A 23237-nucleotide genomic window follows, 5' to 3' on the forward strand; every position below is an offset into this window, starting at 1 on the left:
TTTTGTTTGTGGGCGAGGGTCATCCTCATGGCCTTGGGTTACTGCTCCCAGGGCGCCTTGCGCGTGGTGTTGAGGCCGTTGAGGTAATCGACGCCGCCCAGTTGGCTCATCTGCCGGCGAATCCAGCCTGCGCGCTGCGACACATAAGTGGTCGGGTGACTGGCGCTCCAGACTCGCGGGTTGGGCAGCACAGCGGCCAGCAGGCTGGCCTGCTGGCGTGACAGCGAACCTGCGCCGATGCCGAAGTGATGACGCGCCGCGGCTTCAGCGCCGAACACACCTTCATCCCACTCCACGCTATTGAGGTACACCTCGAGAATGCGCTGCTTGGGCCAGAAAATCTCGATCAGCCCGGTAAACCAGGCTTCCAGCCCCTTGCGCAGCCAGCTGCGCCCGGACCACAGAAACAGGTTCTTCGACACCTGCTGGCTCAAGGTGCTGGCACCGCGAATCGAGCCGCCCCGTTCGTTATGGGCGAACGCCGCCTGAATGGCGCCGATATCGAAACCCCAGTGCTCGGAGAACTTCTGGTCCTCACCGGCAATGACCGCCACCTTGAGGTCGTCGGAGATCTCGGCCCAGGGTTTCCAGGTGCGTTGCAGGTCGATGGGCTCGCCGTCGACCCAGGATTCGATCTTGCGCTCGATCATCAGCGCCGTGCCGGGGGGCGGCACCACGCGAAATACCAGCACCAGCAGAACGCTGCCGCCTGCGAACCAGAGCAGGGCTTTTGTGACGCGACGGAAAAGTAAACGCAGCATAGAGATGGCTTGGCCGAACCCGTTGAGCGGGCCATTATACAGACCCTGCCCGATGATTCTGACTGGAGTTCCTCATGCTGCGTGGCTTCCTGATGCTGGCTGCCTTTTTCGGCTTTACCGGGGTCGCCCTTGGCGCCTTTGCCGCCCACGGCCTGAAAAACCGCCTGAGTGCCGACTACCTGGCGATTTTCCACACCGGCGTCACTTACCAACTGGTGCATACCCTGGCCCTGTTCGGCGTGGCCCTGCTGGCCGCGCATATTCCCGGGCGCCTGGTGAGCTGGGCCGGAATCTCGTTCGTGGTCGGCATTTTGCTGTTCTCCGGCAGCCTGTATCTGCTGACCCTGACCGGCGTCAGCAAGCTGGGAATCATTACCCCGTTTGGCGGCCTGGCCTTCCTGCTGGGCTGGTTTTTCCTCGGCCTTGCCGCCTGGCGCATGCAGCTTGCCGTCTGACGCTTGTAGCTGACCTTTGGGGCTCGATCGGGCTAGAATGCTGGCCCCTAAAAATGATGGCGGCCTTGAGCATGCGCATTCAGTTGAACGGTGAGCCCTTTGAATTGCCCGACGGTGCAACCGTCGCGGCCCTGCTGACCCGTCTGGACCTGACCGGACGCCGGATTGCGGTCGAACTCAACCAGGACATCGTTCCGCGCAGCCAGCACGCCGAGACCTCCCTCAATGAAGGCGATCAGGTCGAAGTGGTGCACGCCATTGGCGGCGGCTAGCCGTTAAGGTCCGACCCGCGCACCCCAGAATTCTGCAAGAACCTCACCCCAACAGAGGATTTCCGATGAGCAATGTTCGCAGTGACAAGCCCTTCGTCCTGGCCGGTCGTACCTACCAGTCGCGACTGCTGGTAGGCACCGGCAAGTACCGTGACATGGAAGAAACCCGCCTGGCCATCGAGGCCTCGGGCGCCGAGATCGTCACCGTTGCCGTGCGTCGTACCAACATCGGGCAAAATCCGGGTGAGCCGAACCTGCTGGATATCCTGCCGCCGGATCGCTACACCATCCTGCCCAATACCGCCGGTTGCTATGACGCGGTTGAAGCGGTGCGCACCTGCCGTCTGGCCCGTGAGCTGCTCGACGGCCACAACCTGGTGAAGCTCGAAGTCCTGGCCGACCAGAAGACCCTGTTCCCCAACGTCCTGGAAACCCTCAAGGCCGCCGAAGTGCTGGTCAAGGAAGGGTTCGACGTGATGGTCTACACCAGCGATGACCCGATCATCGCCCGCCAGCTGGCGGAAATGGGCTGCATCGCGGTCATGCCGCTGGCGGGCCTGATCGGCACCGGCCTGGGGATCTGCAACCCGTACAACCTGCAGATCATCCTCGAAGAAGCCAAGGTTCCGGTGCTGGTGGATGCCGGCGTCGGCACCGCTTCCGACGCCACCATCGCCATGGAACTGGGCTGCGAGGCGGTGCTGATGAACTCGGCCATCGCCCACGCGCAACAGCCGATCCTGATGGCCGAAGCCATGAAACACGCGATTGTCGCGGGCCGCCTGGCGTACCTCGCCGGTCGCATGCCGAAGAAACTCTATGCCAGCGCCTCCTCGCCGCTGGATGGTCTGATCAAGTAAGAGCCATTGATGACTGAATCAAACGACACGCCTATCCAGCCGCAAGAAGGCGAAGAACGCCAACACCGCCGCATCAAGAGCTTCGTGATGCGCGCCGGGCGCATGACCGAAGGCCAGCAGAAAGGCCTGGAACAGGGCACGCCGCTGTTTGTGCTGCCCCTGGCCGATGCGCCGGTGGACTTCGACCAGGTGTTCGGCCGCTCCGCGCCGCGCTCCCTGGAAATCGGCTTCGGCATGGGCCACTCGCTGCTGGAAATGGCTGCCGCCTCGCCAGAGCAGGACTTCATTGGCGTCGAGGTGCACCGTCCGGGTGTCGGTGCGTTGCTCAATGGCGTGCTGACTCAAGGCTTGACCAACCTGCGGGTCTACGATTGCGACGCGATCGAAGTGCTCAACCGCTGCATCGCCGACAACAGCCTCGATCGCCTGATGCTGTTTTTCCCAGATCCGTGGCACAAGAGCCGCCATCACAAGCGGCGCATCGTCCAGGCCTCGTTCGCGGAGCTGGTGCGCAGCAAGCTCAAGGTGGGCGGCATCCTGCACATGGCCACCGACTGGGAACCCTACGCCGAGTACATGCTGGAAGTGATGGACGTCGCGCCGGGCTACCGCAATCTGGCCGAAGACGGCAAATGCGTGCCGCGCCCGGCCGAACGCCCGATCACCAAGTTCGAACGCCGCGGCGAGCGCCTGGGGCATGGGGTGTGGGATCTGAAGTTTGAAAAGCTGAACTGAACAGCTTGAGTGGATCAGGCTCCCTTGCCACAAGGGAGCCGCTTTCCTACAGGGGTTTGATAAAGCTCACCGGCACCTGCTCGGTCAGCCACACCCCATTCTCCGCCTGATAGAACGTGAAGCCCTGGGCCTGCATGTCTTGCGCGGCAATCTGCAAAATCACCACCTTGCCGTAACGCTGGCCCACTGCGCTGGCGGTTTCCAGATCCTGAGACAGGTGCACGTGATGACGTGAACCCGGGATCAGCCCCTTCTCATTGATCGACTCCATGAACCGCGTGGCAGTGCCGTGGTAGAGGATCGCGGGTGGCTGTCTGGCTTCGAGCTGCAGATGCACGTCTTTGTTGGAGTGGCCTTGGACGGCGCGGATGCGCTGGCCATCGGCCGACAGGGAAAAGCGCTTCTTGTCGTTGCTGTCGACCACCTGCGCGATCAGTTCCCGGCTCAGTTGCCGCCCGTCCCGGGCCGCGCCGCTGATCAGTGCGTCGATATCGCCCCAGCCTTCAGTGTCCAGTTCAAGTCCTATGGCCTGGGGCTCATGGCGCAGCACGTAGCTGAGAAACTTGCTGGTTTCATCGATGACTTTCTTGCTCATATTCATCCTTGTTTGCGAACCCGGCTCAGCGGCGATCCGCCACCACCCCGATCAGCACCAGCACCACCAGCAGCACCGGCGCCAGGCTGTAATTGTTGAATTGACTCAGGCCGCGAATGATCCAGGGCGTGGCGTAGATCAGCGCCAGGCCGCTGCCGATCATGCACAGCAGGGCCATCAATGGCACACGCAGGGCGCCGGCCAGGCCGCCCAGGCGTTGCTCGACCCAGCCCTTGATGTCGGCGCCAAACAGCACCAGCAGGCAGCCCACCAGTGCCAGGGCGATTTCCGAGAGGTTGCTGCGACTCCAGCGGGACACCGTGGCGAGCAGATCGAGTACCAGATCCATGGGGTTTCCTTAAGTCAGAAAGTATTGCAGCAAGTCATTGAGGAAGAGTTGTCCGCGGGCGGTTGCCGCCAGGCGTGACGGTTCGACCTGCAACAAGCCACTTTGTTCTGCCTGGCGCCGGGCGTCGGCGAGGCTTTCCAGGCTGAGCCCGGTGCGCTGCGCATAGAGCGCTGCATCGACGCCCTGGGTCAGGCGCAGGGCATTCATCAAGAACTCGAACGGCAGCTCCTCGTTGGCCAGGAGTTTGTCGCCGGCCTTGAACTGTTTGGCCGGGTTCAGGTAGTCCTTGGGCAGGCGGGTTTTCCAGGTGCGCACGATGCGCCCGTCCGGGTGGCTGAGCTTGCCGTGGGCGCCGGCGCCGATGCCGATGAAGTCGCCGAAGCTCCAGTAGTTCAGGTTATGCCGCGCTGCGCGGCCCGGCTGGGCGTAGGCCGAGACTTCGTACTGGGCGTAGCCATGCTCGGCGAGCAAGGCCTGGCCGGCTTCCTGGATATCCCACAGGGTGTCGTCTTCTGGCAGCACGGGTGGCTGGTTCCAGAATACGGTGTTGGGTTCCAGGGTCAGCTGGTACCAGGACAGGTGGGTCGGCTGCATGGCGATGGCCTGGCGCAGGTCGCCCAGGGCATCGTCCAGGGACTGATCGGGCAAGCCGTGCATCAGGTCCAGGTTGAAGTTGTCGAAGCCGGCCAGGCGTGCCATATCGGCGGCGCGGATCGCTTCGGCGCCGTTGTGGATCCGTCCCAGGGCCTTGAGCTTGGCCTCCTCGAAGCTCTGGATGCCGATCGACAGCCGATTGATGCCCAGGGCGCGGTAGGCGATGAACTTGTCCTGCTCGAAGGTCCCGGGGTTGGCTTCCAGGGTGATTTCGATATCGGCGGCAAAGCGGATGCGCTGCTCCACCCCCTTGAGCAAGCGGCCCAGGGCTGCGGCGCTGAACAGGCTCGGCGTGCCGCCGCCAAAGAAGATCGAACTCAGCTCGCGGCCGTAGACGGCGTGCAGGTCCTGGTCGAGGTCGGCCAGCAGGGCGTCGACGTACTCTTCTTCCGGCAGCACGGGGCTGGCGGTGTGGGAGTTGAAGTCGCAATACGGGCATTTGCGTACACACCACGGGATGTGGATGTACAGCGCCAGGGGCGGCAACAGGGGAAGGGCCGCCCGAGGCGTGGGCGCAGTGCCGAGAATCAGCGGCTGCGCGGGTGTCTGTGGGGTCATTTCAGGCCCAGACGCTGGCGCAGCAGATCCATTGCACGGGCGCGGTGGCTGATCTGGTTCTTGTCGCCCGGGCTCAGTTCGGCGCTGGAGCACTTGCGCTCCGGGACCCAGAACAGCGGATCGTAGCCAAAACCGTGCTCGCCGCTGGCCGCATGCAGGATGCTCCCGTGCCACAGGCCTTCGCAGAGGATCGGCAGCGGGTCGTCGGCATGCCGCACCAGCGCCAGGACGCAGACGAACTGCGCGCCGCGCTGTTCCTCGGGGACATCCTTGAGAGCCTCGAGCAGCTTGGCGTTGTTCGCCGCGTCGCCTTGGCCATCGGCATAGCGCGCCGAGTAGATGCCCGGTGCGCCGCCGAGGAAGTCCACCGCCAGGCCCGAATCGTCGGCCAGGGCCGGCAGGCCGGAAATACGCGCGGCATTGCGTGCCTTGAGAATGGCGTTCTCGACGAACGACAAACCGGTTTCTTCCGGCTCGATGCTGCTGAACTCGCCGATCGAGCGCAATTGCACCGATGCGCCGAGCATGGCCTGCAGTTCCTTGAGTTTGCCGGCGTTATGGCTGGCCAGTACGAGTTGCGTGAGGTTCATTATTCGCCCGGGAAAAGCTCTTGGTTAAAACTGAAGCTGTTGCTGTCGCCGCCAGTTTGAACGTTGATGGTGAAGGTTCGGGTTTCCTGCTGCTCGACCGGGAACTGGGCGATGTAGTAGATCGCGCCTTGTTCGGTGATTTGCTTGAAGCTCAGCGGGATGCTCTTGCTGGTCAGGTCCTTGACCGTGCCACTGACCTGGGCGACCAGCGGTTTGCCGGCCTTGATCACGGAAACGTTGATCACGCCCTGGTTCTTGCTGCGGATCAGCTCCGCGCTTTTGGCGATGTCCGGTTGCAGGTAGGTCGAGTTGAACGTGTTGTAGTGCACGGTGACGTCACCGAAGACTTCCTTGCGCTCGCCCTTGATGGCCTCGGCGCCCACGGCGGTGAAGCTCAGGCAGGCGGCCAATAGAAAAGTAACCAAGCGACCCATGATCGTTCTCCTTGCTGTGACGTGGATTAAACCGCGACCTTGTGGTCCGCAAGCCCCGGACTGCTGACGCGGTAGATGCCGATCTCTCCTAAGAGATTAGGCCATAGCTTACTGGCCCACCCATGGCGGTGTTGTTGATCGACGGCAAGCCGATCGATGACCCGGGCTTCGCGTTCACGGCACAGCTCTTCGAAATCCTCGAAGGTGCAGAAGTGAATGTTCGGCGTGTTGTACCAGGTGTAGGGCAGGAACTCGGACACCGGCATCCGGCCTTTGCTCGCCAGGTACCAGCGGCAGCGCCAGTGGCCGAAGTTGGGGAAGGTGATGATGCACTGGCGGCCGACCCTGAGCATTTCGTCGAGGATCCGGTCCGGGTAGTGCACGGCCTGCAGGGCCTGGGTCATGACCACTACGTCGAAGCTGTTGCTGGCGAAGTTGCCCAGGCCCTTGTCCAGGTCCTGCTCGATGACGTTGATGCCCTTGGCCACGCACTGGGCAATGTTGTCCGGGTCGTTTTCCAGGCCGTAGCCGGTGACTTGCTTGTGGTCGCGCAGCCAGGTCAGCAGTTCGCCGTCGCCGCAGCCGAGGTCGAGCACGCGGCTGCCGGCGGGGATCCATTCCTGGATGATTTCCAGATCGGCTCTCATGCCGTCCTCCCCAAGTGATAGCGGCTCATATAAGCGCAATCCGATTCATGTAGTTGCTGAAGGCCTGCAAGTAACGCGGGATCGGGATCAAGAAGGCGTCGTGGCCCTGGGGCGCATCGATTTCCAGGTAGCAGACGTCTTTTTTCGCCGCCATCAACGCGTCCACCAATTCCCGGGAGCGGGCCGGGGAGAAGCGCCAGTCGGTGGTGAAGGACATCACGCAGAACTTGGCGGTGGCGTTGGCGAAGGTTTTCGCCAGGTTATCGTCGAAGTTCGCCGCAGGATCGAAGTAGTCCAGCGCCTTGGTCATCAACAGATAGGTGTTGGCGTCGAAGCGTCCGGAGAACTCCTCGCCCTGGTAGCGCAGGTAGCTTTCGACCTGGAACTCGACACTGTGGAAGTCGTAGTTGAGCTTTTCGCTCTTCAGGCCACGGCCGAATTTTTCGCCCATGGAGTCGTCGGACAGGTAAGTGATGTGCCCGACCATGCGCGCCAGCATCAGGCCGCGCTTGGGGATCACCCCGTGTTCCTGGAACGATCCGCCGTGGAATTCGGGGTCGGTGAGGATCGCCTGGCGCGCCACTTCGTTGAAGGCAATATTCTGCGCCGACAACTTGGGCGCCGAGGCGATCGCCAGGCAGTGGCGTACCCGATCCGGGTAGGTGATGGTCCATTGCAGGGCCTGCATGCCGCCCAGGCTGCCGCCGATCACGGCGGCCCATTGCTGGATGCCGAGACGGTCGGCCAGCCGGGCCTGGCTGTGTACCCAGTCTTCCACGGTCAGTACCGGGAAGTCGGCACCGAAGGGCTTGCCGGTTTCCGGGTTGATGCTGCTGGGGCCGGTGGAGCCGTTGCAGCCGCCGAGGTTGTTCAGGCTGACCACGAAGAACTTGTTGGTGTCGATGGGCTTGCCGGGGCCGATGCAGCTGTCCCACCAGCCCGGCTTACGGTCTTCGGCGCTGTGAAAGCCAGCAGCGTGATGATGGCCGGACAGGGCATGGCAGATCAGCACGGCATTGCTGGCCGTGGCGTTCAGTTCGCCATAGGTTTCGAAGATCAGGTCATAAGCCGGCAGCGAGCGACCGCAGGCCAGGGCCAGGGGATCGCTGAAGTGCGCCAGTTGCGGCGTGATCAGACCAACGGAATCGGGGGGAAAGGCAGTTGGCATCGACCCTGCTCTCATTTAAATGAGGCGTAAGTCTAAAGACCGCTGCCCCCAGCGGCAAGCAAAGGCCGGGCCTGATTATTTCGTGCGTTGTAGCCCCTGCCGAAGGCTCGGGCCGGGATCGGGCGCTGGCTGTAACTGGTGTCGCGGGTGTGTCTGGCAAATTGAGGGTGTTGGTGCGGGCCAGCGCAGTCTCGCGGGCTTGGCAACGGCTACAGGTGTGGACGCCGGAATCGAGGGTGCTGCGCAGAAACCGTACAGATCAGGTCGGGCGGGTCAGGTCGGGCAGGTCCGGGAGCTTTTTGGGGGCGTTGATCCGGACCCGCTTTTGCCGGTTCAGCTCGCCGCTGATCAGGCTGACCTGGCTTTTCGAGACGCCGAACGCCTTGGCTAGGAACGCCATCAGGTAGGCGTTGGCCTTGCCCTCGACGGGCGGCGCGGTCAGGCGGATTTTCAGCCGGTCACCATGCAGCCCGGCGAAGTCATCGCTGCGGGCCGCAGGTTGCAAGTGGCACTCCAGAATCAGGTCGTCACCGTCCCAGCGAAAGTAGCTCACCGGGTCAGATCAGCAGGCGCAGGATGTCCGGCATCATGGTCATCGCCGCCAGGTTGTTGATCACCAGCATGTCCAGCAGCTTGAGCACCATGAACGCCAGGATCGGCGAGATATCCAGGCCGCCCATGCTCGGCAGGATCTTGCGGAACGGCGCCAGGGCCGGCTCGCAGATCTGGTTCACCAGTTCAGCACCCGGGTTATGGCTGCCCGGAGCGACCCACGACAGGATCACGCTGATGATCAGGGCGAAGAAGAAGATCTTCAAAAACAGCGCGGTCACGCCAATGATCGACCAGATCAGCAGTTGCAGCGGGTTGCCAGTGGTGCCGTAGGTCAGCAGCAGGGTCAGCGCCATCAGTGCCAGTTGCACGATGATCGCCAGTACCAGCGACGACATGTCCAGCCCAAACAGGCTCGGGATGATCCGGCGCAGCGGCTTGAGCAACGGCTGGGTGGCGCGCACGATGAACTGGCACAACGGGTTGTAGAAGTTGGCGCGGACCAGTTGCAGCACAAAACGCAGCAGCACGACCAGCAGGTACAGGCTGCCAAGGGTTTGCAGCACATACACCGCTGCAGTATTCAATCCAATCATCAGTGGCTCCTTTATTGGCCCAGTTGTTCGGCCATTTCGGCCGAGCGGTGCGCGGCGGCACCCAGTGCTTTTTCCACCAGGGCTTCGAAGCCCCCGGCCTGGAACGATTTGATGGCGGCTTCAGTGGTGCCGGCCGGCGAGGTGACACGGCGGCGCAGCTCGGCGGCATCGACCTCGCTGGAGACGGCCATGTGCGCGGCGCCCAGGGCGGTTTGCAGGGTCAGCTTGGCGGCAATTTCCCGAGGCAGGCCGAGCTTCTCGCCGGCGGCGGTCATGGCTTCGATCAGCAGGAAGAAGTACGCCGGCCCACTGCCGGACACCGCGGTCACCGCGTCCAGTTGCTGTTCTTCATCAAGCCACAGGGCAATGCCGACGGCCGACAGCAGCTCTTGGGCCTGCTGGCGCTGTTCGGCGCTCACCTGGGCGGTGGCGAACAGGCCGCTGACGCCCTGGCGCAGCAGCGCCGGCGTGTTGGGCATACAGCGCACGATGGGCTGGGCGCCGAGCCAGTTGTTCATGCTGGCGCAGGTGATGCCGGCGGCGATTGAAACCACCAGTTGCGAAGCGTGAAGGCTTGGGCGCAAGGCCTCGCATACGGCCTTCATGGCCTGGGGCTTGACCGCCAGGACGATGACGTCGGCGCCCTGGATGGCCTCGGCGTTGTCGGCGAACACCTCAATGCCGTGTTCAGCCTGGACCCGGGCCCGGGTTTCGGCCCCCGGGTCGCTGGCGCGGATCTGCGCGGCGTCCAGGCCCTTGGCGCGCAGGCCCCCAATCAAGCTGGCAGCCATGTTGCCGGCGCCGATAAAGGCGATACGAGTCTTGCTCATGTCAGGTCCTTATAGAGAGGTAAGTCAGCCACGTCAGGGCTGGCCATAGTCGCGGGCACCAAACAGCGCGGTACCGATCCGCACCCAGGTGGCGCCTTGGGCGATGGCCGCTTCGAGGTCGTGGCTCATGCCCATGGAAAGTGTGTCGAGCGGCAGATTCAAACGCTGTTGCAGGTTGTTGTTCAGTGCCTGCACGGCAGCAAAGGCAGCATCCTGGGCGGCACGATCTTCGGTCGGCTCGGGTATCGCCATCAGCCCGCGCAGTTGCAGGCGCGGCAGGGCGCTGATGGCGCTGGCCAGGGCCGGCAGATCGGCTGGGGTGCAACCGGACTTGCTGGCCTCGCCGCTGACGTTGACCTGAATGCAGATATTCAACGGCGGCAGGTGTTCAGGGCGTTGCTCGGACAGGCGTTGTGCGATTTTCAGGCGATCCACGGAGTGCACCCAGTCGAAATGTTCAGCGATAGGTCGCGTCTTGTTCGATTGAATGGGGCCGATGAAGTGCCAACACAAGGGCAGGTCGGCCAGTTCGAGCTGTTTGCCCAGGGCTTCCTGCAGGTAGTTCTCGCCGAAGTCGCGCAAGCCGGCAGCGTGGGCTTCACGCAGGGCAGCGGCGGGTTTGGTCTTGCTCACGGCGAGCAGGTGAATGCTGTTTACATCTCGTTGCGAAGCCTGCGCCGCAGCGCGGATCCGCGCGCCGACCAGTGCGATGTTGTCTGCTATCGTGGACATTCAATGTGCGCCAGCGGGTCTTGGGGTTGCGGCATTCTACTGGAATTGGGAAGCACTATGGACATCCCTGAGTTGCTGGCCTTGTGCGTTGCACAGGGCGCGTCGGACTTGCACCTTAGCGCAGGTTTGCCGCCGATGCTGCGGGTTGATGGCGAGATTGTCCGCAGCGAGATGGCGGTGCTTGAGCCGCAGCAGGTGCAGGCCGCGCTCCAGGGGCTGATGAGCGAGGCGCAGCGGGCGGAATTCGCGGCAACCCTTGACCTGGATTTTTCCTACGAACTGCCGGGAATCGGGCGTTTTCGGGTGAATGCCTTCCATCAAAGCCGCGGCGCTGCCGGGGTCTTGCGCGCCATTCCCGCGCAGGTGCCGAGTATGGAGCAGTTGGGGATGGGCGAAGTGTTTCGCCAGATTACCGCCGTACCCCATGGCCTGGTGCTGGTAACGGGGCCAACCGGGTCCGGCAAGTCCACCACCCTGGCAGCGATGATCGACCACCTCAATCAACACCGCCAACAACACATTCTCACCATCGAAGACCCCATCGAGTTCATCCATTCGCCCAGGCAGTGCCTGATCAACCAGCGCGAAGTCCTGCGTGATACCCGAAGTTTTGCCGCGGCGTTGCGCGCGGCCCTGCGCGAAGACCCGGATGTGATCCTGGTGGGCGAGCTGCGGGACCTGGAAACCATTCGCCTGGCATTGACCGCCGCAGAGACCGGGCACCTGGTGTTCGGCACCCTGCACGCCACCTCGGCGGCGAAAAGCATTGATCGGCTGGTGGACGTGTTTCCGGCTCAGGAGAAGGCCCTGGTGCGTTCGATGTTGGCCGAGTCGCTGCAGGCGGTGATCGCCCAGGTGCTGGTCAAGCGCATCGGCGGTGGGCGGGTGGCAGCGCACGAAATCATGCTCGGCAGCCCGGCGATCCGTAACCTGATCCGCGAAGACAAGGTGGCGCAGATGTATTCGGCGATCCAGACCGGCGGCGCGGTGGGCATGCGCACCCTGGACATGAGCTTGAAGGCGCTGCTGAGTGCGGGGCTGATCAGCCCGGAACATGCTCGGGAGAAGGCCCGGACGCCGCAGGGGCTGTGAGCGAGGGATTTTGTGCGGCGCCAGAAACGCCATCGCCGGCAAGGCGACCCCGACAAGGCCATGAGACCTGTAGGGGCCGGCTTGCCGGCGATAGAGGTGTTGCGTTCGGGCTGGCGGTCAGCGCTGAACCACACGCAGTGCATTCTGCTCTTTAGGCAGGACGCGCTTGGCAACCACGTAGTGGTTATCCCAGTACGGCTTTTTCAGGGTGTCGATCGACACGGCCTTGCCACGGCGCGGGGCGTGGATAAAGCGGTCATTGCCCAGGTAGATGGCAACGTGGTTGACCTTGCGGCTCTTGATGTTGAAAAACAGCAGGTCGCCCGGCTTGAGGTCCTTGCGCTCGACCTTCTGCCCGTGGCCGCTGGCCATGGCATTGGACGTGCGAGGCAGATCCACCGCTGCCACATCATTAAACGCGTATTTCACCAGCCCGCTGCAATCGAAGCCTTTACTTGGGCTGCTGCCGCCCCAACGATAGGGAGTACCCAGGACGTTGACGGCGCGACTCAGTACGTTGCTGCTCTGCTTGGTCGCCATTTGCGGGACCAGCTTGCTGTCGGCCTTGCTCAGGTGAGTCGGGCCCTTGATGCTTTGCTTGTTCTTGGCGGTTACCGGCGAAACATGGGATTTCGGGGTGTAACCGTTAATGTTGGGAAGACGTTGCTCACGGTTGGTGGCGTGGGCGGCCAGTGGCATTAATAGGCAAATGGTTAGCCATGTCTTGAAAAATGGACGCATTAGGCAAGGCTCTTATGGGTTAGCGCGCAACTTTATAACAGCTTTTTTGTCTGTTCCGAGGCCGTTTGTCGATTCAACCTGGAGGTCAACTTCTGCAAAGTAGCGGCAAATTGACGCAATTGTCCGTCAGAACTCAGGCGGTACGGGGCTTTGGCGGGAGGGACTTTAACATTTCCCATACGTCGGCAGCCTGTAAAAAAGTCACAAAGAATTAAAGAATATTTATCTATTGCGTGGAATGAGGTCATCAATGAACACCTATCGTCAGGATGTTTCACCGCAGGACACCCACAGCAAGGTGATTGGTTATCTGTTGTGGATTTTCGGTTTTACCGGTGCGCACCGCTTTTATTACGGCAAGCCGGTGACCGGTACGATCTGGTTTTTCACCTTGGGCTTATTGGGGATTGGCTGGCTGATCGACCTGTTCCTGATTCCGGCCATGGACCGTGAAGCGGACCTGCGGTTTACCGCCGGCCCGGTCGAATACAGCGTGGCCTGGGTGCTGCTGACCTTTCTCGGGGTGTTTGGCGTGCACCGCATGTACCAGGGCAAATGGATCAGTGGCCTGTTGTACCTGCTGACAGGCGGGCTGTTCTTCCTGGGTGTGCTCTACGACTTCTGGACCCTGAACGATCAGGTCTCCCTGGAAAACGCCAAGCGGCGTTAACCTGACTCAAACAGCGGCTACAACCTGTAGCCGCTGTCGAGTCGTGCGAGGCTGCGCTGGCCCTCTGCATCAACCAGCACCCACCTGCCACACCACCGCGCCTACAGTCACGCCTGGTAGCTGATGCGCCCATCCACCAGGGTGTAGCGCACCATGCCGGGCAGGCTGTGGCCGAGGAACGGGCAGTTTTCGCCTTTGGACAGCCAGTGTTCACCGGCCACGGTGGAGCTGGTCGGGTCGAACAGCACCAGGTCGGCCGGGGCGCCTACCGCGAGCTTGCCGGCAGGCAGGCGCAGGGCATCGGCCGGGCCGGCACTGAGGCGGGCGAGCAGGGTTGGCAGGTCCAGCAAGCCATCTTCCACCAGGGTCAGAGCCAGTGGCAGCAATAGCTCGACGCTGCTGATGCCCGGCTCGGTGGCGCCGAACGGCGCCAGCTTGGCGTCGCGCTCGTGGGGTTGGTGGTGGCTGGAAATGGCCTGGACCACCCCGGATTTCACCGCCTCACGCAGCCCGTCGCGGTCCGCCCGCGAACGCAGGGGCGGCTGTACGTGATACAGGCTGGAGAAGTCGATCAAGGCTTCATCCGTCAGGATCAGCTGATACAGCGCCACATCGGCAGTCACCGGCAGGCCGCGAGCCTGGGCCTGGGCGATCAGCGCCACACCCCGGGCGCTGGTCAGCTGGCTGAAGTGCGCGCGCACGCCGCTTTGCTCCACCAACAGCAGGTCCCGGGCCAGGGCCACGGTTTCTGCGGTCTCCGGAATCCCCGGCAAGCCGAGGAAGCTGGCGGTGGCGCCTTCGTGGGCCAGGCCGCCTTCGGCCAGGTCGCGGTCCTGGGAGTGGAAAATCACGGTCAGGTCGAAGGTTGCAGCATATTCCAGGGCACGGCACAGGGTGCGGGTGCTGCGAAAGCTCTCCAAACCATTGCCGAACGCCACGCAGCCGGCGTCGCGCAACGCGATGAGTTCTGCAAGCTGCTCGCCTTCCAGGCCTTTGCTCAGGGCGCCGATGGGGAACACCTTGGTATTGCCGGCTTCGCGAGCACGGTCGAGGATCAGCTCGGTCACCGCCGAGGTGTCCAGCACCGGTTTGGTGTGCGGTGGGCAGCACAGGCTGGTGACGCCACCGGCAGCAGCAGCCCGGGTTTCGCTGGCGATGCTGCCTTTGCGGCTGTAGCCCGGTTCGCGCAGGGCGACACTCAGGTCCACCAGCCCGGGGGCGGCCACCAGGCCTTTGGCGTCGATGCGTTGGGTGGCGTTGAAATCGGCCGGGGCAGCGCCAATGGCGACGATCTTGCCGGCTTCCAGGTGCAAATCAGTGACTTGATCCAGCCCGCTGCTTGGATCGATGACGCGGGCGCCGAGAATGCTGAGCTTCACTGGGCGTTCTCCTGCTCGAATTGTCGCTGGGCGGTCTGCCCGCTCATGGCCATGGACAGTACGGCCATGCGTACCGCGATGCCGTAGGTCACCTGGTTGAGAATCACCGAATGCGGGCCGTCGGCCACCGCCGATTCGATCTCCACGCCGCGGTTGATCGGGCCCGGGTGCATGACGATGGCGTCCGGCTTGGCTCCGGCCAGGCGCGCGGTGGTCAGGCCGAACAGGCGGTAGAACTCGCCTTCGCTGGGCAGCAGGCCACCCTGCATGCGCTCGCGTTGCAGGCGCAGCATGATCACCACGTCGACATCCTTCAGGCCTTCGGTCATGTCGGTGTAGACCTTGACCCCGTACTGCTCGATGCCGATCGGCAGCAGGGTCTTGGGCGCGATCACCCGGATGTCGGGGCAGCCGAGGGTTTTCAGCGCCAGCATGTTCGAACGGGCCACCCGCGAATGCAGGATGTCGCCGACGATGGCCACCGACAGGTTCTCGAAGCCGCCCTTGTGCCGGCGGATGGTCAGCATGTCGAGCATGCCCTGGGTCGGGTGCGCGTGCCGGCCGTCGCCGCCGTTGATGATCGCCACTTGCGGGCACACGTGTTCGGCGATGAAGTGCGCGGCGCCGGAGTCGCCGTGGCGCACCACGAACATGTCGGCGGCCATGGCTTCCAGGTTGCGCAGGGTGTCGAGCAGGGTTTCACCCTTGCTCGCCGAGGAGGTGGACACGTTCAGGGTGATCACGTCCGCCGACAGGCGCTGGGCCGCCAGTTCGAAGGTGGTGCGGGTGCGGGTGGAGTTTTCGAAGAACACGTTGCACACGGTCTTGCCGCGCAGCAACGGGACTTTTTTCACCGCCCGGGCGCCGACTTCAAGGAACGAGTCGGCAGTGTCGAGGATTTCTGTCAGCAGCTCGCGGCGCAGGCCGTCGAGCGACAGGAAGTGGCGCAGCTGGCCCTGATCATTGAGCTGCAGCGGGCGCTTGGCGTCTGGAGGCGTCATCGCAATGGACTCTTTAAAGGGGCGTGTCAAAGGGCGAGGTCTTGCAGTTCGAGTTGCAGTGGAGCGGGGCCGGACAATTTTACCCGCTCGTGGGCGGCCAGCGACAAGGTCGCACCCACCACATTCGGGCGGATCGGCAGTTCGCCGGCGTCCAGGTCCAGCAGGCAGACCAGGGTCACGCTGGCCGGGCGGCCGTAATCGAACAGTTCGTTGAGGGCGGCGCGAATGGTCCGGCCGCTCATCAACACGTCATCGATCAGTACCAGGTGCTGGCCTTCAATCTCGAACGGCAGCTCCGAAGGCCGCACTTGCGGGTGCAGGCCGTTCTGGCTGAAGTCATCGCGATAGAACGACACATCCAGCGTGCCCAACGGTGAGTCGCTGCCCAGCGCTTCCAGCAGGGCCTGGGCGACCCAGACACCACCGGTGCGAATGCCGATATAGCGCGGCTCGCTGATCTTGCGCTTGGCCAGGTGGGCGTTGAGATCAGCGGCCATCTGGCTGATCAGTTCGACGGGATTGGGCAGGCTCATGGTTGCTCCTTCGTGGGCCCGCGCCCGGCTGCGTGGAGCCGGGTGCGGAGTCTTACGGCTGGTGTTGTGGCCAGGAGGCGTGTGGCTGGGGCAGCCACGCATCTTCAGGATCGGGCGGTTCAGTGTTCGAGCAAGGCTGCGTTTTCGTCGAGCCAGCCTTGCAGCAGCAGGGCGGCGGCGATGGCGTCGACCGGGTTGTCGCGGTAGCTGCCCTTTTGCCCACCCCGGGTCAGGCGTTCGCCCTTGGCCTCGAAGGTGGTCAGGCGTTCATCGTGGGTATAGAAGGGCAGGTTGTAGCGGCCGTTGAGGCGCCGGGCGAACTTTTCGGCGCGCACACACATGTCGCTGGGGCTGCCGTCCATATTCAGCGGCAGGCCGACGACTACGGCGTCGGGCTTCCATTCCTTGATCAGGGCTTCGACCTGGTTCCAGTCGGGAATGCCGTTTTGCGCCTTCAGCGTGCACAGCTCGCGGGCCTGGGCGGTGATCGCCTGGCCGACGGCGACGCCGATCTGTTTGGTGCCGTAGTCGAAACCGAGGATCAGTCGCAAGGCCATCAGGCGTGCCCCGCCTGGCTGGTGAGCAGGTTGAGGTTGATCCCCAGGTGCCGCGCGGCCGCTTCCAGGCGCATTTCGCTGCTGGTGTTGAACAGGATGTCGGCATCGAACGGGCAGGTCAGCCAGGCGTTGTCGGCCAGTTCGGCCTCCAGTTGCCCGGCTTCCCAGCCGGCGTAGCCCAGGGCGATCAGGCTTTTCTGCGGGCCTTCACCGTCGGCGATGGCGAACAGCACGTCCTGGGAGGTGGACAGCGCCAGGCCTTCGAGCTCGACCGTGGCCTGGAAGGTCAGGCCGCTAGGGTGCAGGACAAAACCGCGATCGGTCTGCACCGGGCCGCCGCTGAAAATCGGCACGTGCTCGCACAGCAGTGGCGTTTCAACATCGGGGCGCAGTTGCTCGAGGATGTCGGCAAGGCTCAGTTCCTGCGGGCGATTGACTACCAGCCCCATGGCGCCATTGGCGTTGTGCTCGACGATGTAAGTCAAGGTGTGCGCAAAGTTCGGGTCGGCCATATGGGGCATGGCGATCAGGAAGTGATGCTTGAGGTAACTGGGGCTGACGTTTTTCATGTGCGCTAGTGTGGCGTTGGAGGGGCAAACTGACAAGCTGGTGATCATTGCGGTTGGCCCGGTGGCATGGGGCCAGCTGCTGCCTTCGGTCCGAAGTGCCGGGTCGATCGCGAGCAGGCTCCCTGGCCACGGACAGGGCGTCAGTTGCTGGAAAGCTTGTCGCCCCGGGCAAACTTCCAGGTGCGAATGATTTCCAGGCGGTCGATATCCGACAGGTCACCGGTAAAAGGGGCAAAAGGTGCGGCCAGGCGCACGATGCGTTGCGCCGCCTGGTCCAGCAGCGGCTGGCCGGACGACTCCAGCACCAGCACTTCATATAGCGAGCCGTCGCGGTTGATCGAGACCATCAGTCGCAGGTTGCCGTAAATCTGCTTGCGTCGGGCTTCCTCGGGGTAATTGAGGTTGCCGATGCGCTCGACCTTCTTGCGCCATTCGTCCTTATACCAGGCGCCCTTGTCGCGCATGGTCGAGGCCGCGCTCAGGCGGTGGATGCGCGGGCGCTTGGCATACAGCTGCTGCTCATTGGCCAGTTCGGCTTCGAGGCTGGAGATCTCGCTGGACAGCTGCGAGCTGTCGAAGGTCGGCGCCGCAGGCTTGGGCGCGGCTTCGGCCTTGACCTCTTCGCGCTTGGTGACGGTCTTTTTCGGTTTTGGCGCGGTGGTGGCGACGGCGGCCTTGGGCGCGGCTTCCTTGACCTCGGGCTTGGCGGCGGGCGGCGGCGTGACCTTGTTCACCTGGTTGTCCTGGAACGGCGCAACCTCGGTGGTCTTGGGGATCGCCTTCTTGTCCAGGGTGCCGCTGCCCTGCTGGTTGTCCTGGGCCAGGAAATCGGCCTTCTTCGGCTTGGTCTCGCTTTTGAAGGTGGCGAGGGTGATTTCCAGGGTCTTGGTGATCTGCTTGGGTTCGGCGAAGGAGAAGCCCAGGCCGAGAATCAGTGCCAGGTGCAGGAGGGCGGCGAGAAACAGTGTGAAACCGAGACGATCAGCCGCACGCACACCGCTATGCGCGAGCTCGGGAGGGAGGTCGAGGGGCAGGTCGGACGGGAGTGTCATCGGTTCAACATCACAGGAGGCATCACAAAACCAACATCGCGCGTTTCACAGGCGGCGCATGATAACGCAATGTTGGTTTCAAGCTGCGAGCTTCAAGCGACAAGCGACAGGCTGTACATGATCCACATCAAGCTTGTGGCTTGCGGCTTGCCACTTGCAGCTTGGCCTCGATGGCATCCATCAGCAGCGCACCGATGTTGGTGCCAAACGCATTGTCGATTTCGCGGATGCAGGTCGGGCTGGTGACGTTGATTTCCGTCAGGTGCTCGCCGATCACATCCAGGCCGACGAACAGCAGGCCTTTCTCCCGCAGGATCGGGCCGACCTGAGCGGCAATCCAGCGGTCCTTGTCGGTCAGCGGGCGGGCTTCGCCGCGTCCGCCGGCGGCAAGGTTGCCCCGGGTTTCACCGGCGGCCGGGATTCGCGCCAGGCAATAAGGCACCGGCTCGCCGTCGATCATCAGGATGCGCTTGTCGCCATCCTTGATCGCCGGCAGGTAGGCCTGGCCCATGATCTGCTGGGCGCCCAGGGCGGTCAGGGTTTCCAGGATCACCGACAGGTTCGGGTCGCCGGCGCGGTGGCGGAAGATCGAGGTGCCGCCCATGCCGTCCAGAGGCTTGAGGATCACGTCGCCATGTTGTGCGGCAAATTCACGCAGCACGTCCGCGCGGCGGCTGACCACGGTCGGCGGCGTGCACTGCGGGAACAGCGTGGCGAACAGCTTCTCGTTGCAGTCGCGCAGGCTCTGCGGCTTGTTGACCACCAGCACTCCGGCGCGCTCGGCCTGCTCCAGCAGGTAGGTGGAGTAGACGAACTCCATGTCGAACGGCGGGTCCTTGCGCATCAGGATCACGTCCAGATCGCTCAGCGGGCTGTCGATTTCGTCTTGCAGCTCGAACCATTTTTCCGGGTTGGCAAAGACTTGCAGCGGACGCATGCGTGCCCGTGCCTCGCCCGCGCCCTGGTAGAGGTCGCGCTGTTCCATGTAGAACAGGGTCCAGCCGCGGGCCTGGGCGGCCAGCAGCATGGCCAGCGAGCTGTCCTTTTTATAGGAGATGCTGGCGATAGGGTCCATGACAATCCCGACGCGAACGCTCATGGGCTGTTTCCTCGAAAATTTAGTGGGCGCAATGGCTTGAAAAAGTGGCGTCAGAGTGGCGCTCGGGCGGTTCCCGGTCAAGGAAAAACCGCCTTGCCGGTCGGCCGATAGATTGCATTCTGAGAGTATGCTAAAAAGGCTCGCATGCCGCGCCCAGGCCTTGAACATCAAGGGTTTGGGGCTTTACCAGGCGGTACCGGCATTAAATCGATTCGCTGTGGCGATGGTAGAGCAGAATATGGAACAGCATTCCAGCGCCTTGAAGGTGATGGTGATCGATGACTCGAAGACGATTCGCCGCACGGCTGAAACGCTGCTCAAGAACGTGGGCTGTGAAGTCATCACTGCGGTTGACGGTTTCGAGGCCCTGGCCAAGATTGCCGATCATCACCCCGGGATCATTTTTGTCGACATCATGATGCCGCGCCTCGATGGCTATCAGACCTGCGCCCTGATCAAGAACAACAGTGCCTTCAAGTCCACGCCGGTGATTATGCTGTCCTCCAAGGACGGTCTGTTCGACAAGGCCAAGGGCCGCATCGTCGGTTCCGACCAGTTTTTGACCAAGCCCTTTAGCAAGGAAGAACTGCTGAACGCGATCAAGGCCCATGTCCCGGGCTTCGCCGCAGTAGAACAAGCACATTGACGTTCAGCCAAGGGGCCGAACGCCTATTCGTATGGGGAAGACCATGGCACGTATTCTGATCGTCGATGATTCGCCGACTGAAATGTACAAACTGACCGGCATGCTGGAAAAGCACGGTCATGAAGTCCTCAAGGCCGAAAACGGCGCGGACGGCGTCGCCCTGGCCCGCCAGGAAAAACCCGACGCGGTGCTGATGGATATCGTCATGCCAGGCCTCAATGGCTTCCAGGCGACCCGCCAGCTGACCAAGGACGCCGAAACCAGCCATATCCCGGTGATTATCATCACCACCAAGGATCAGGAGACCGACAAGGTCTGGGGTACCCGCCAGGGCGCCAAGGACTACCTGACCAAGCCGGTGGATGAAGAAACCCTGATCAAGACCCTGAACAACGTTCTGGCCGGCTGACGGCCAGCGCCATGGCCGAGTCGCAAACCGCGTTCGAGCTGCTGCTCGATATCGATCGGCGCTGCCGCCTGCTGGCGGCGGACCTGCCGTCCCAGGAAACCCGCCAGCACAGCTGGAGCGGGATCGGCTTTCGCATCGGTGAGCAGTGGTACGTGGCGCCCATGGGCGAAGTCAGCGAAGTCCTGCATGAACCGCGCTACACCGTCCTGCCCGGGGTGAAATCCTGGGTCAAGGGCGTGGCCAATCTGCGGGGGCGGCTGCTGCCGGTCATGGACCTGTGCGGTTTCCTCGGCCATGAGCTCTCGGCACTTCGCAAGCAACGCCGGGTGCTGGTGGTCGAGCACAAAGAGGTGTTTGCCGGGCTGATGGTGGATGAAGTCGTCGGCATGCAGCATTTTGCCCAGGACAGCCTGCAAGCCAGCGTGACCGAGCCGGCCCAGGGGGCGATCGCGCCCTACCTGCAAGGCCGTTTCGAACGCGACCAGGTGTGGCAGGTGTTCAGCCCCTTTGCCCTGGCCGGTTCCTCGGGATTTATGGATGTAGCGCTGTGAACCGCCAGGCATCGCCGCCGCGGGGCCCGTCATGAGCGCTGTGCACTTACAACGCGGGCATGCTCGCTCGCCACAGGCCTGATCGATGATAAAAGCCAAAACCGCCAAGCCCGTGGAAGGTTCGCGCAGCCGCTCGCAGATCATCGTGCTGTTTATCGCGCTGATCATTTTCATCATGCTGCTGTTCGCCAACTTCGCTTACCTCAACACCCAGGCCACCTACGACAAGCAGTACATCGGCCACGCCGGCGAGCTGCGGGTGCTGTCCCAGCGCATTGCCAAGAACGCCACCGAAGCCGCCGCCGGCAAGGCTGCCGCGTTCAAGCTGCTGAGTGATGCGCGCAACGATTTTGCCCAGCGCTGGGGTTACCTGAAAAAAGGCGACCCGGCCACCGGCCTGCCCGGCGCGCCGCTGGCCGTGCGCGATGAAATGCACGCCGTGCAGCAGGACTGGGAAAAACTGCTGAAGAACACCGACGCCATTCTTGCCAGCGAACAGACCGTGCTGTCCTTGCATCAAGTGGCCGCGACCCTCGCCGAAACCGTGCCGCAACTGCAGGTGGAGTACGAGAAGGTGGTCGAAATCCTCCTCCAGCGTGGCGCGCCGGCGGCCCAGGTGGCCGTGGCTCAGCGTCAGTCGCTGCTGGCGGAGCGGATCCTGGGCGCGGTGAACACCGTGCTCGCCGGGGATGAGAATGCGGTCCAGGCCGCCGATGCCTTCGGGCGCGATGCGGCACGCTTTGGCCAGGTGCTGAACGGCATGTTGCAGGGCAATCCGGCGCTGAAGATCAGCCAGGTCGAAGACCGTGATGCCCGCGCCCGGCTGGCCGAGATCTCCGAGCTGTTCGAGTTCGTCTCGGGCTCGGTGGATGAAATCCTCGAAACCTCTCCCGAGCTGTTCCAGGTTCGCGAGTCCGCGAGCAATATCTTCAGCCTTTCGCAAACCCTGCTCGATGAAGCCTCGCGCCTGGCCAACGGTTTCGAGAACCTGGCCGGTGGCCGCTCCCTGGACACCATTGGTGGTTATGTCCTGGGGTTGCTGGCGCTGATGTCGATCATCCTGATCGGCCTGGTGATGGTGCGCGAGACCAATCGCCAACTGCGCGAGACCGCTGAAAAGAACGAGCGCAACCAGAACGCGATCATGCGCCTGCTGGATGAAATCGAAGACCTGGCCGACGGCGACCTGACGGTGACGGCCTCAGTCACCGAAGACTTCACCGGAACCATCGCCGATTCGATCAACTATTCCGTCGACCAACTGCGCGACCTGGTGGCCACCATCAACCTCACCGCCGGCCAGGTGGCCGGTGCCGTGCAGGAAACCCAGGCCACCGCCATGCAACTGGCCGAAGCCTCGGAGCATCAGGCGCAGCAGATTTCCGAAGCCTCCACCGCGATCAACGACATGGCCCAGTCCATCGACCAGGTCTCGGCCAACGCCGCCGAGTCGTCGGCGGTGGCCGAGCGTTCGGTGGAGATCGCCAACAAGGGCAATGAGGTGGTGCACAACACCATCCACGGCATGGACAATATCCGCGAGCAGATCCAGGACACCGCCAAGCGCATCAAGCGTCTGGGTGAGTCTTCCCAGGAGATCGGCGACATTGTCAGTCTGATCGACGACATCGCCGACCAGACCAACATCCTCGCCCTGAACGCGGCGATCCAGGCCTCCATGGCCGGGGACGCCGGGCGCGGTTTTGCAGTGGTGGCCGATGAGGTGCAGCGTCTGGCCGAGCGCTCTTCGGCGGCCACGCGGCAGATCGAGACCCTGGTGCGGGCGATCCAGACCGACACCAACGAAGCGGTGATCTCCATGGAGCAGACCACCTCCGAAGTGGTGCGCGGTGCGCGCCTGGCCCAGGACGCCGGGGTGGCCCTGGAAGAAATCGAAGGCGTGTCCAAGACCCTGGCGGCGCTGATCCAGAGCATTTCCAATGCGGCGCAGCAGCAGACCTCATCGGCCGGGCAGATTTCCCTGACCATGAACGTGATCCAGCAGATCACCTCACAAACTTCGTCCGGTTCCACCGCGACGGCTGAAAGCATTGGCAACCTGGCGAAAATGGCCAGCCAACTGCGGCGTTCGGTGTCCGGCTTCACCTTGCCGGCCTCTCGGGAACTCGCCCCGGGTGACAAACGCTAAG

Annotated in this window: 30 protein-coding genes; 10 read left to right on the forward strand and 20 right to left on the reverse strand. The window is 63.1% G+C overall.

Going from position 1 to position 23237, the window contains the following annotated elements; all coding sequences use genetic code 11:
• Positions 1-38: 38 nt before the first annotated feature.
• Positions 39-761 (reverse strand): monofunctional biosynthetic peptidoglycan transglycosylase, encoded by a 723-nt coding sequence (mtgA, locus tag ACOZJV_RS19820; protein ID WP_020295822.1) that lies wholly within the window; start codon positions 759-761, stop codon positions 39-41.
• Positions 762-835: 74 nt separating this feature from the next.
• Here mtgA and ACOZJV_RS19825 point away from each other — a divergent pair, with 74 nt between their 5' ends.
• From ACOZJV_RS19825 to trmB, 4 genes are all read left to right on the forward strand, one after another.
• Positions 836-1216 (forward strand): DUF423 domain-containing protein, encoded by a 381-nt coding sequence (locus ACOZJV_RS19825; protein ID WP_421548285.1) that lies wholly within the window; start codon positions 836-838, stop codon positions 1214-1216.
• A gap of 71 nt (positions 1217-1287) precedes the next feature.
• Entirely contained in the window at positions 1288-1488 is a 201-nt protein-coding gene (gene thiS, locus ACOZJV_RS19830; RefSeq protein WP_020295820.1) for a sulfur carrier protein ThiS, read from the forward strand.
• Positions 1489-1553: 65 nt separating this feature from the next.
• Positions 1554-2348, forward strand: a complete 795-nt coding sequence (locus ACOZJV_RS19835; protein ID WP_078473523.1) for a thiazole synthase — start codon at positions 1554-1556, stop codon at positions 2346-2348.
• Positions 2349-2357: 9 nt separating this feature from the next.
• On the forward strand, positions 2358-3083 hold the full coding sequence (trmB, locus tag ACOZJV_RS19840; RefSeq protein ID WP_421548286.1) for a tRNA (guanosine(46)-N7)-methyltransferase TrmB: 726 nt from the start codon (positions 2358-2360) through the stop codon (positions 3081-3083).
• A 46-nt stretch (positions 3084-3129) separates the two neighbouring features.
• On the opposite strand, the gene ACOZJV_RS19845 is transcribed toward trmB, so the two are convergent.
• From ACOZJV_RS19845 to ACOZJV_RS19895, 11 genes are all read right to left on the reverse strand, one after another.
• Entirely contained in the window at positions 3130-3678 is a 549-nt protein-coding gene (locus tag ACOZJV_RS19845; protein ID WP_421548287.1) for an RNA 2'-phosphotransferase, read from the reverse strand.
• Positions 3679-3703: 25 nt separating this feature from the next.
• The gene (locus tag ACOZJV_RS19850; protein WP_020295816.1) at positions 3704-4027 is read right to left on the reverse strand and encodes a DUF3392 domain-containing protein; all 324 of its coding nucleotides are present in this window, start codon (positions 4025-4027) and stop codon (positions 3704-3706) included.
• A gap of 9 nt (positions 4028-4036) precedes the next feature.
• Positions 4037-5239 (reverse strand): radical SAM family heme chaperone HemW, encoded by a 1203-nt coding sequence (gene hemW / locus ACOZJV_RS19855; protein ID WP_421548288.1) that lies wholly within the window; start codon positions 5237-5239, stop codon positions 4037-4039.
• On the reverse strand, positions 5236-5832 hold the full coding sequence (rdgB, locus tag ACOZJV_RS19860) for an RdgB/HAM1 family non-canonical purine NTP pyrophosphatase (protein WP_201132081.1): 597 nt from the start codon (positions 5830-5832) through the stop codon (positions 5236-5238). Before rdgB ends, hemW begins: the two co-directional genes overlap by 4 nt.
• Positions 5829-6263 carry a DUF4426 domain-containing protein gene (locus ACOZJV_RS19865; protein ID WP_020295813.1) on the reverse strand — a complete coding sequence of 145 codons (435 nt, stop codon included), beginning with the start codon at positions 6261-6263 and terminating at the stop codon, positions 5829-5831. The genes rdgB and ACOZJV_RS19865 overlap by 4 nt, the downstream gene beginning before the upstream one ends.
• A 26-nt stretch (positions 6264-6289) precedes the next feature.
• Positions 6290-6910 (reverse strand): methionine biosynthesis protein MetW, encoded by a 621-nt coding sequence (gene metW, locus ACOZJV_RS19870; protein ID WP_078473528.1) that lies wholly within the window; start codon positions 6908-6910, stop codon positions 6290-6292.
• A 25-nt stretch (positions 6911-6935) separates the two neighbouring features.
• Entirely contained in the window at positions 6936-8078 is a 1143-nt protein-coding gene (metX, locus tag ACOZJV_RS19875; protein ID WP_078473529.1) for a homoserine O-succinyltransferase MetX, read from the reverse strand.
• Positions 8079-8337: 259 nt separating this feature from the next.
• Positions 8338-8631, reverse strand: a complete 294-nt coding sequence (locus ACOZJV_RS19880) for a DUF167 domain-containing protein (RefSeq protein WP_078473530.1) — start codon at positions 8629-8631, stop codon at positions 8338-8340.
• A 4-nt stretch (positions 8632-8635) separates the two neighbouring features.
• Positions 8636-9226, reverse strand: a complete 591-nt coding sequence (locus tag ACOZJV_RS19885) for a YggT family protein (protein ID WP_078473531.1) — start codon at positions 9224-9226, stop codon at positions 8636-8638.
• Positions 9227-9237: 11 nt separating this feature from the next.
• Positions 9238-10056 (reverse strand): pyrroline-5-carboxylate reductase, encoded by an 819-nt coding sequence (gene proC, locus ACOZJV_RS19890; protein ID WP_201128412.1) that lies wholly within the window; start codon positions 10054-10056, stop codon positions 9238-9240.
• Between the two features lie 33 nt (positions 10057-10089).
• On the reverse strand, positions 10090-10788 hold the full coding sequence (locus ACOZJV_RS19895) for a YggS family pyridoxal phosphate-dependent enzyme (RefSeq protein WP_201128410.1): 699 nt from the start codon (positions 10786-10788) through the stop codon (positions 10090-10092).
• A 57-nt stretch (positions 10789-10845) separates the two neighbouring features.
• On the opposite strand from ACOZJV_RS19895, the gene ACOZJV_RS19900 reads away from it, so the two are divergent.
• Positions 10846-11880, forward strand: coding sequence for a type IV pilus twitching motility protein PilT (locus ACOZJV_RS19900; RefSeq protein WP_421548289.1), 1035 nt, complete (start codon positions 10846-10848; stop codon positions 11878-11880).
• Positions 11881-11997: 117 nt separating this feature from the next.
• On the opposite strand, the gene ACOZJV_RS19905 is transcribed toward ACOZJV_RS19900, so the two are convergent.
• A complete protein-coding gene (locus ACOZJV_RS19905) occupies positions 11998-12621 on the reverse strand; it encodes a C40 family peptidase (RefSeq protein WP_078473535.1) in 624 nt (207 codons plus the stop codon).
• 250 nt (positions 12622-12871) lie between these two features.
• Here ACOZJV_RS19905 and ACOZJV_RS19910 point away from each other — a divergent pair, with 250 nt between their 5' ends.
• Complete coding sequence (locus ACOZJV_RS19910) at positions 12872-13291, forward strand: NINE protein (protein WP_078473536.1); 420 nt, start codon at positions 12872-12874, stop codon at positions 13289-13291.
• Between the two features lie 107 nt (positions 13292-13398).
• Here ACOZJV_RS19910 and ACOZJV_RS19915 read toward each other — a convergent pair whose 3' ends face one another.
• The 7 genes from ACOZJV_RS19915 to gshB all read right to left on the reverse strand — a co-directional run bounded on the left by ACOZJV_RS19915 (position 13399) and on the right by gshB (position 19481).
• The gene (locus ACOZJV_RS19915) at positions 13399-14670 is read right to left on the reverse strand and encodes a dihydroorotase (protein ID WP_078473537.1); all 1272 of its coding nucleotides are present in this window, start codon (positions 14668-14670) and stop codon (positions 13399-13401) included.
• Positions 14667-15671 carry an aspartate carbamoyltransferase catalytic subunit gene (locus ACOZJV_RS19920; protein WP_020295802.1) on the reverse strand — a complete coding sequence of 335 codons (1005 nt, stop codon included), beginning with the start codon at positions 15669-15671 and terminating at the stop codon, positions 14667-14669. The genes ACOZJV_RS19915 and ACOZJV_RS19920 overlap by 4 nt, the downstream gene beginning before the upstream one ends.
• Positions 15672-15697: 26 nt before the next feature.
• The gene (pyrR, locus tag ACOZJV_RS19925) at positions 15698-16204 is read right to left on the reverse strand and encodes a bifunctional pyr operon transcriptional regulator/uracil phosphoribosyltransferase PyrR (RefSeq protein ID WP_020295801.1); all 507 of its coding nucleotides are present in this window, start codon (positions 16202-16204) and stop codon (positions 15698-15700) included.
• Between the two features lie 119 nt (positions 16205-16323).
• Complete coding sequence (gene ruvX, locus ACOZJV_RS19930) at positions 16324-16761, reverse strand: Holliday junction resolvase RuvX (RefSeq protein ID WP_020295800.1); 438 nt, start codon at positions 16759-16761, stop codon at positions 16324-16326.
• On the reverse strand, positions 16761-17330 hold the full coding sequence (locus ACOZJV_RS19935) for a YqgE/AlgH family protein (RefSeq protein WP_421548290.1): 570 nt from the start codon (positions 17328-17330) through the stop codon (positions 16761-16763). The genes ruvX and ACOZJV_RS19935 overlap by 1 nt, the downstream gene beginning before the upstream one ends.
• Positions 17331-17470: 140 nt before the next feature.
• Positions 17471-18382 carry an energy transducer TonB gene (locus ACOZJV_RS19940; RefSeq protein ID WP_421548291.1) on the reverse strand — a complete coding sequence of 304 codons (912 nt, stop codon included), beginning with the start codon at positions 18380-18382 and terminating at the stop codon, positions 17471-17473.
• Between the two features lie 127 nt (positions 18383-18509).
• Complete coding sequence (gene gshB / locus ACOZJV_RS19945; RefSeq protein WP_421548292.1) at positions 18510-19481, reverse strand: glutathione synthase; 972 nt, start codon at positions 19479-19481, stop codon at positions 18510-18512.
• 238 nt (positions 19482-19719) lie between these two features.
• Between gshB and pilG the strand changes: the two genes are divergently transcribed.
• The 4 genes from pilG to ACOZJV_RS19965 all read left to right on the forward strand — a co-directional run bounded on the left by pilG (position 19720) and on the right by ACOZJV_RS19965 (position 23236).
• Positions 19720-20127: a twitching motility response regulator PilG gene (pilG, locus tag ACOZJV_RS19950; RefSeq protein ID WP_020295796.1), complete on the forward strand. Its 408-nt coding sequence runs from the start codon at positions 19720-19722 to the stop codon at positions 20125-20127.
• Between the two features lie 43 nt (positions 20128-20170).
• Positions 20171-20536: a twitching motility response regulator PilH gene (pilH, locus tag ACOZJV_RS19955; protein WP_020295795.1), complete on the forward strand. Its 366-nt coding sequence runs from the start codon at positions 20171-20173 to the stop codon at positions 20534-20536.
• 11 nt (positions 20537-20547) lie between these two features.
• Positions 20548-21087 (forward strand): chemotaxis protein CheW, encoded by a 540-nt coding sequence (locus ACOZJV_RS19960; RefSeq protein WP_201128402.1) that lies wholly within the window; start codon positions 20548-20550, stop codon positions 21085-21087.
• Positions 21088-21172: 85 nt separating this feature from the next.
• Positions 21173-23236 carry a methyl-accepting chemotaxis protein gene (locus tag ACOZJV_RS19965; protein WP_078473542.1) on the forward strand — a complete coding sequence of 688 codons (2064 nt, stop codon included), beginning with the start codon at positions 21173-21175 and terminating at the stop codon, positions 23234-23236.
• Position 23237 lies beyond the last annotated feature (1 nt).

Origin of the sequence: Pseudomonas sp. QD4 (genome assembly GCF_049199125.1) — a bacterium.
Taxonomy (GTDB): domain Bacteria; phylum Pseudomonadota; class Gammaproteobacteria; order Pseudomonadales; family Pseudomonadaceae; genus Aquipseudomonas.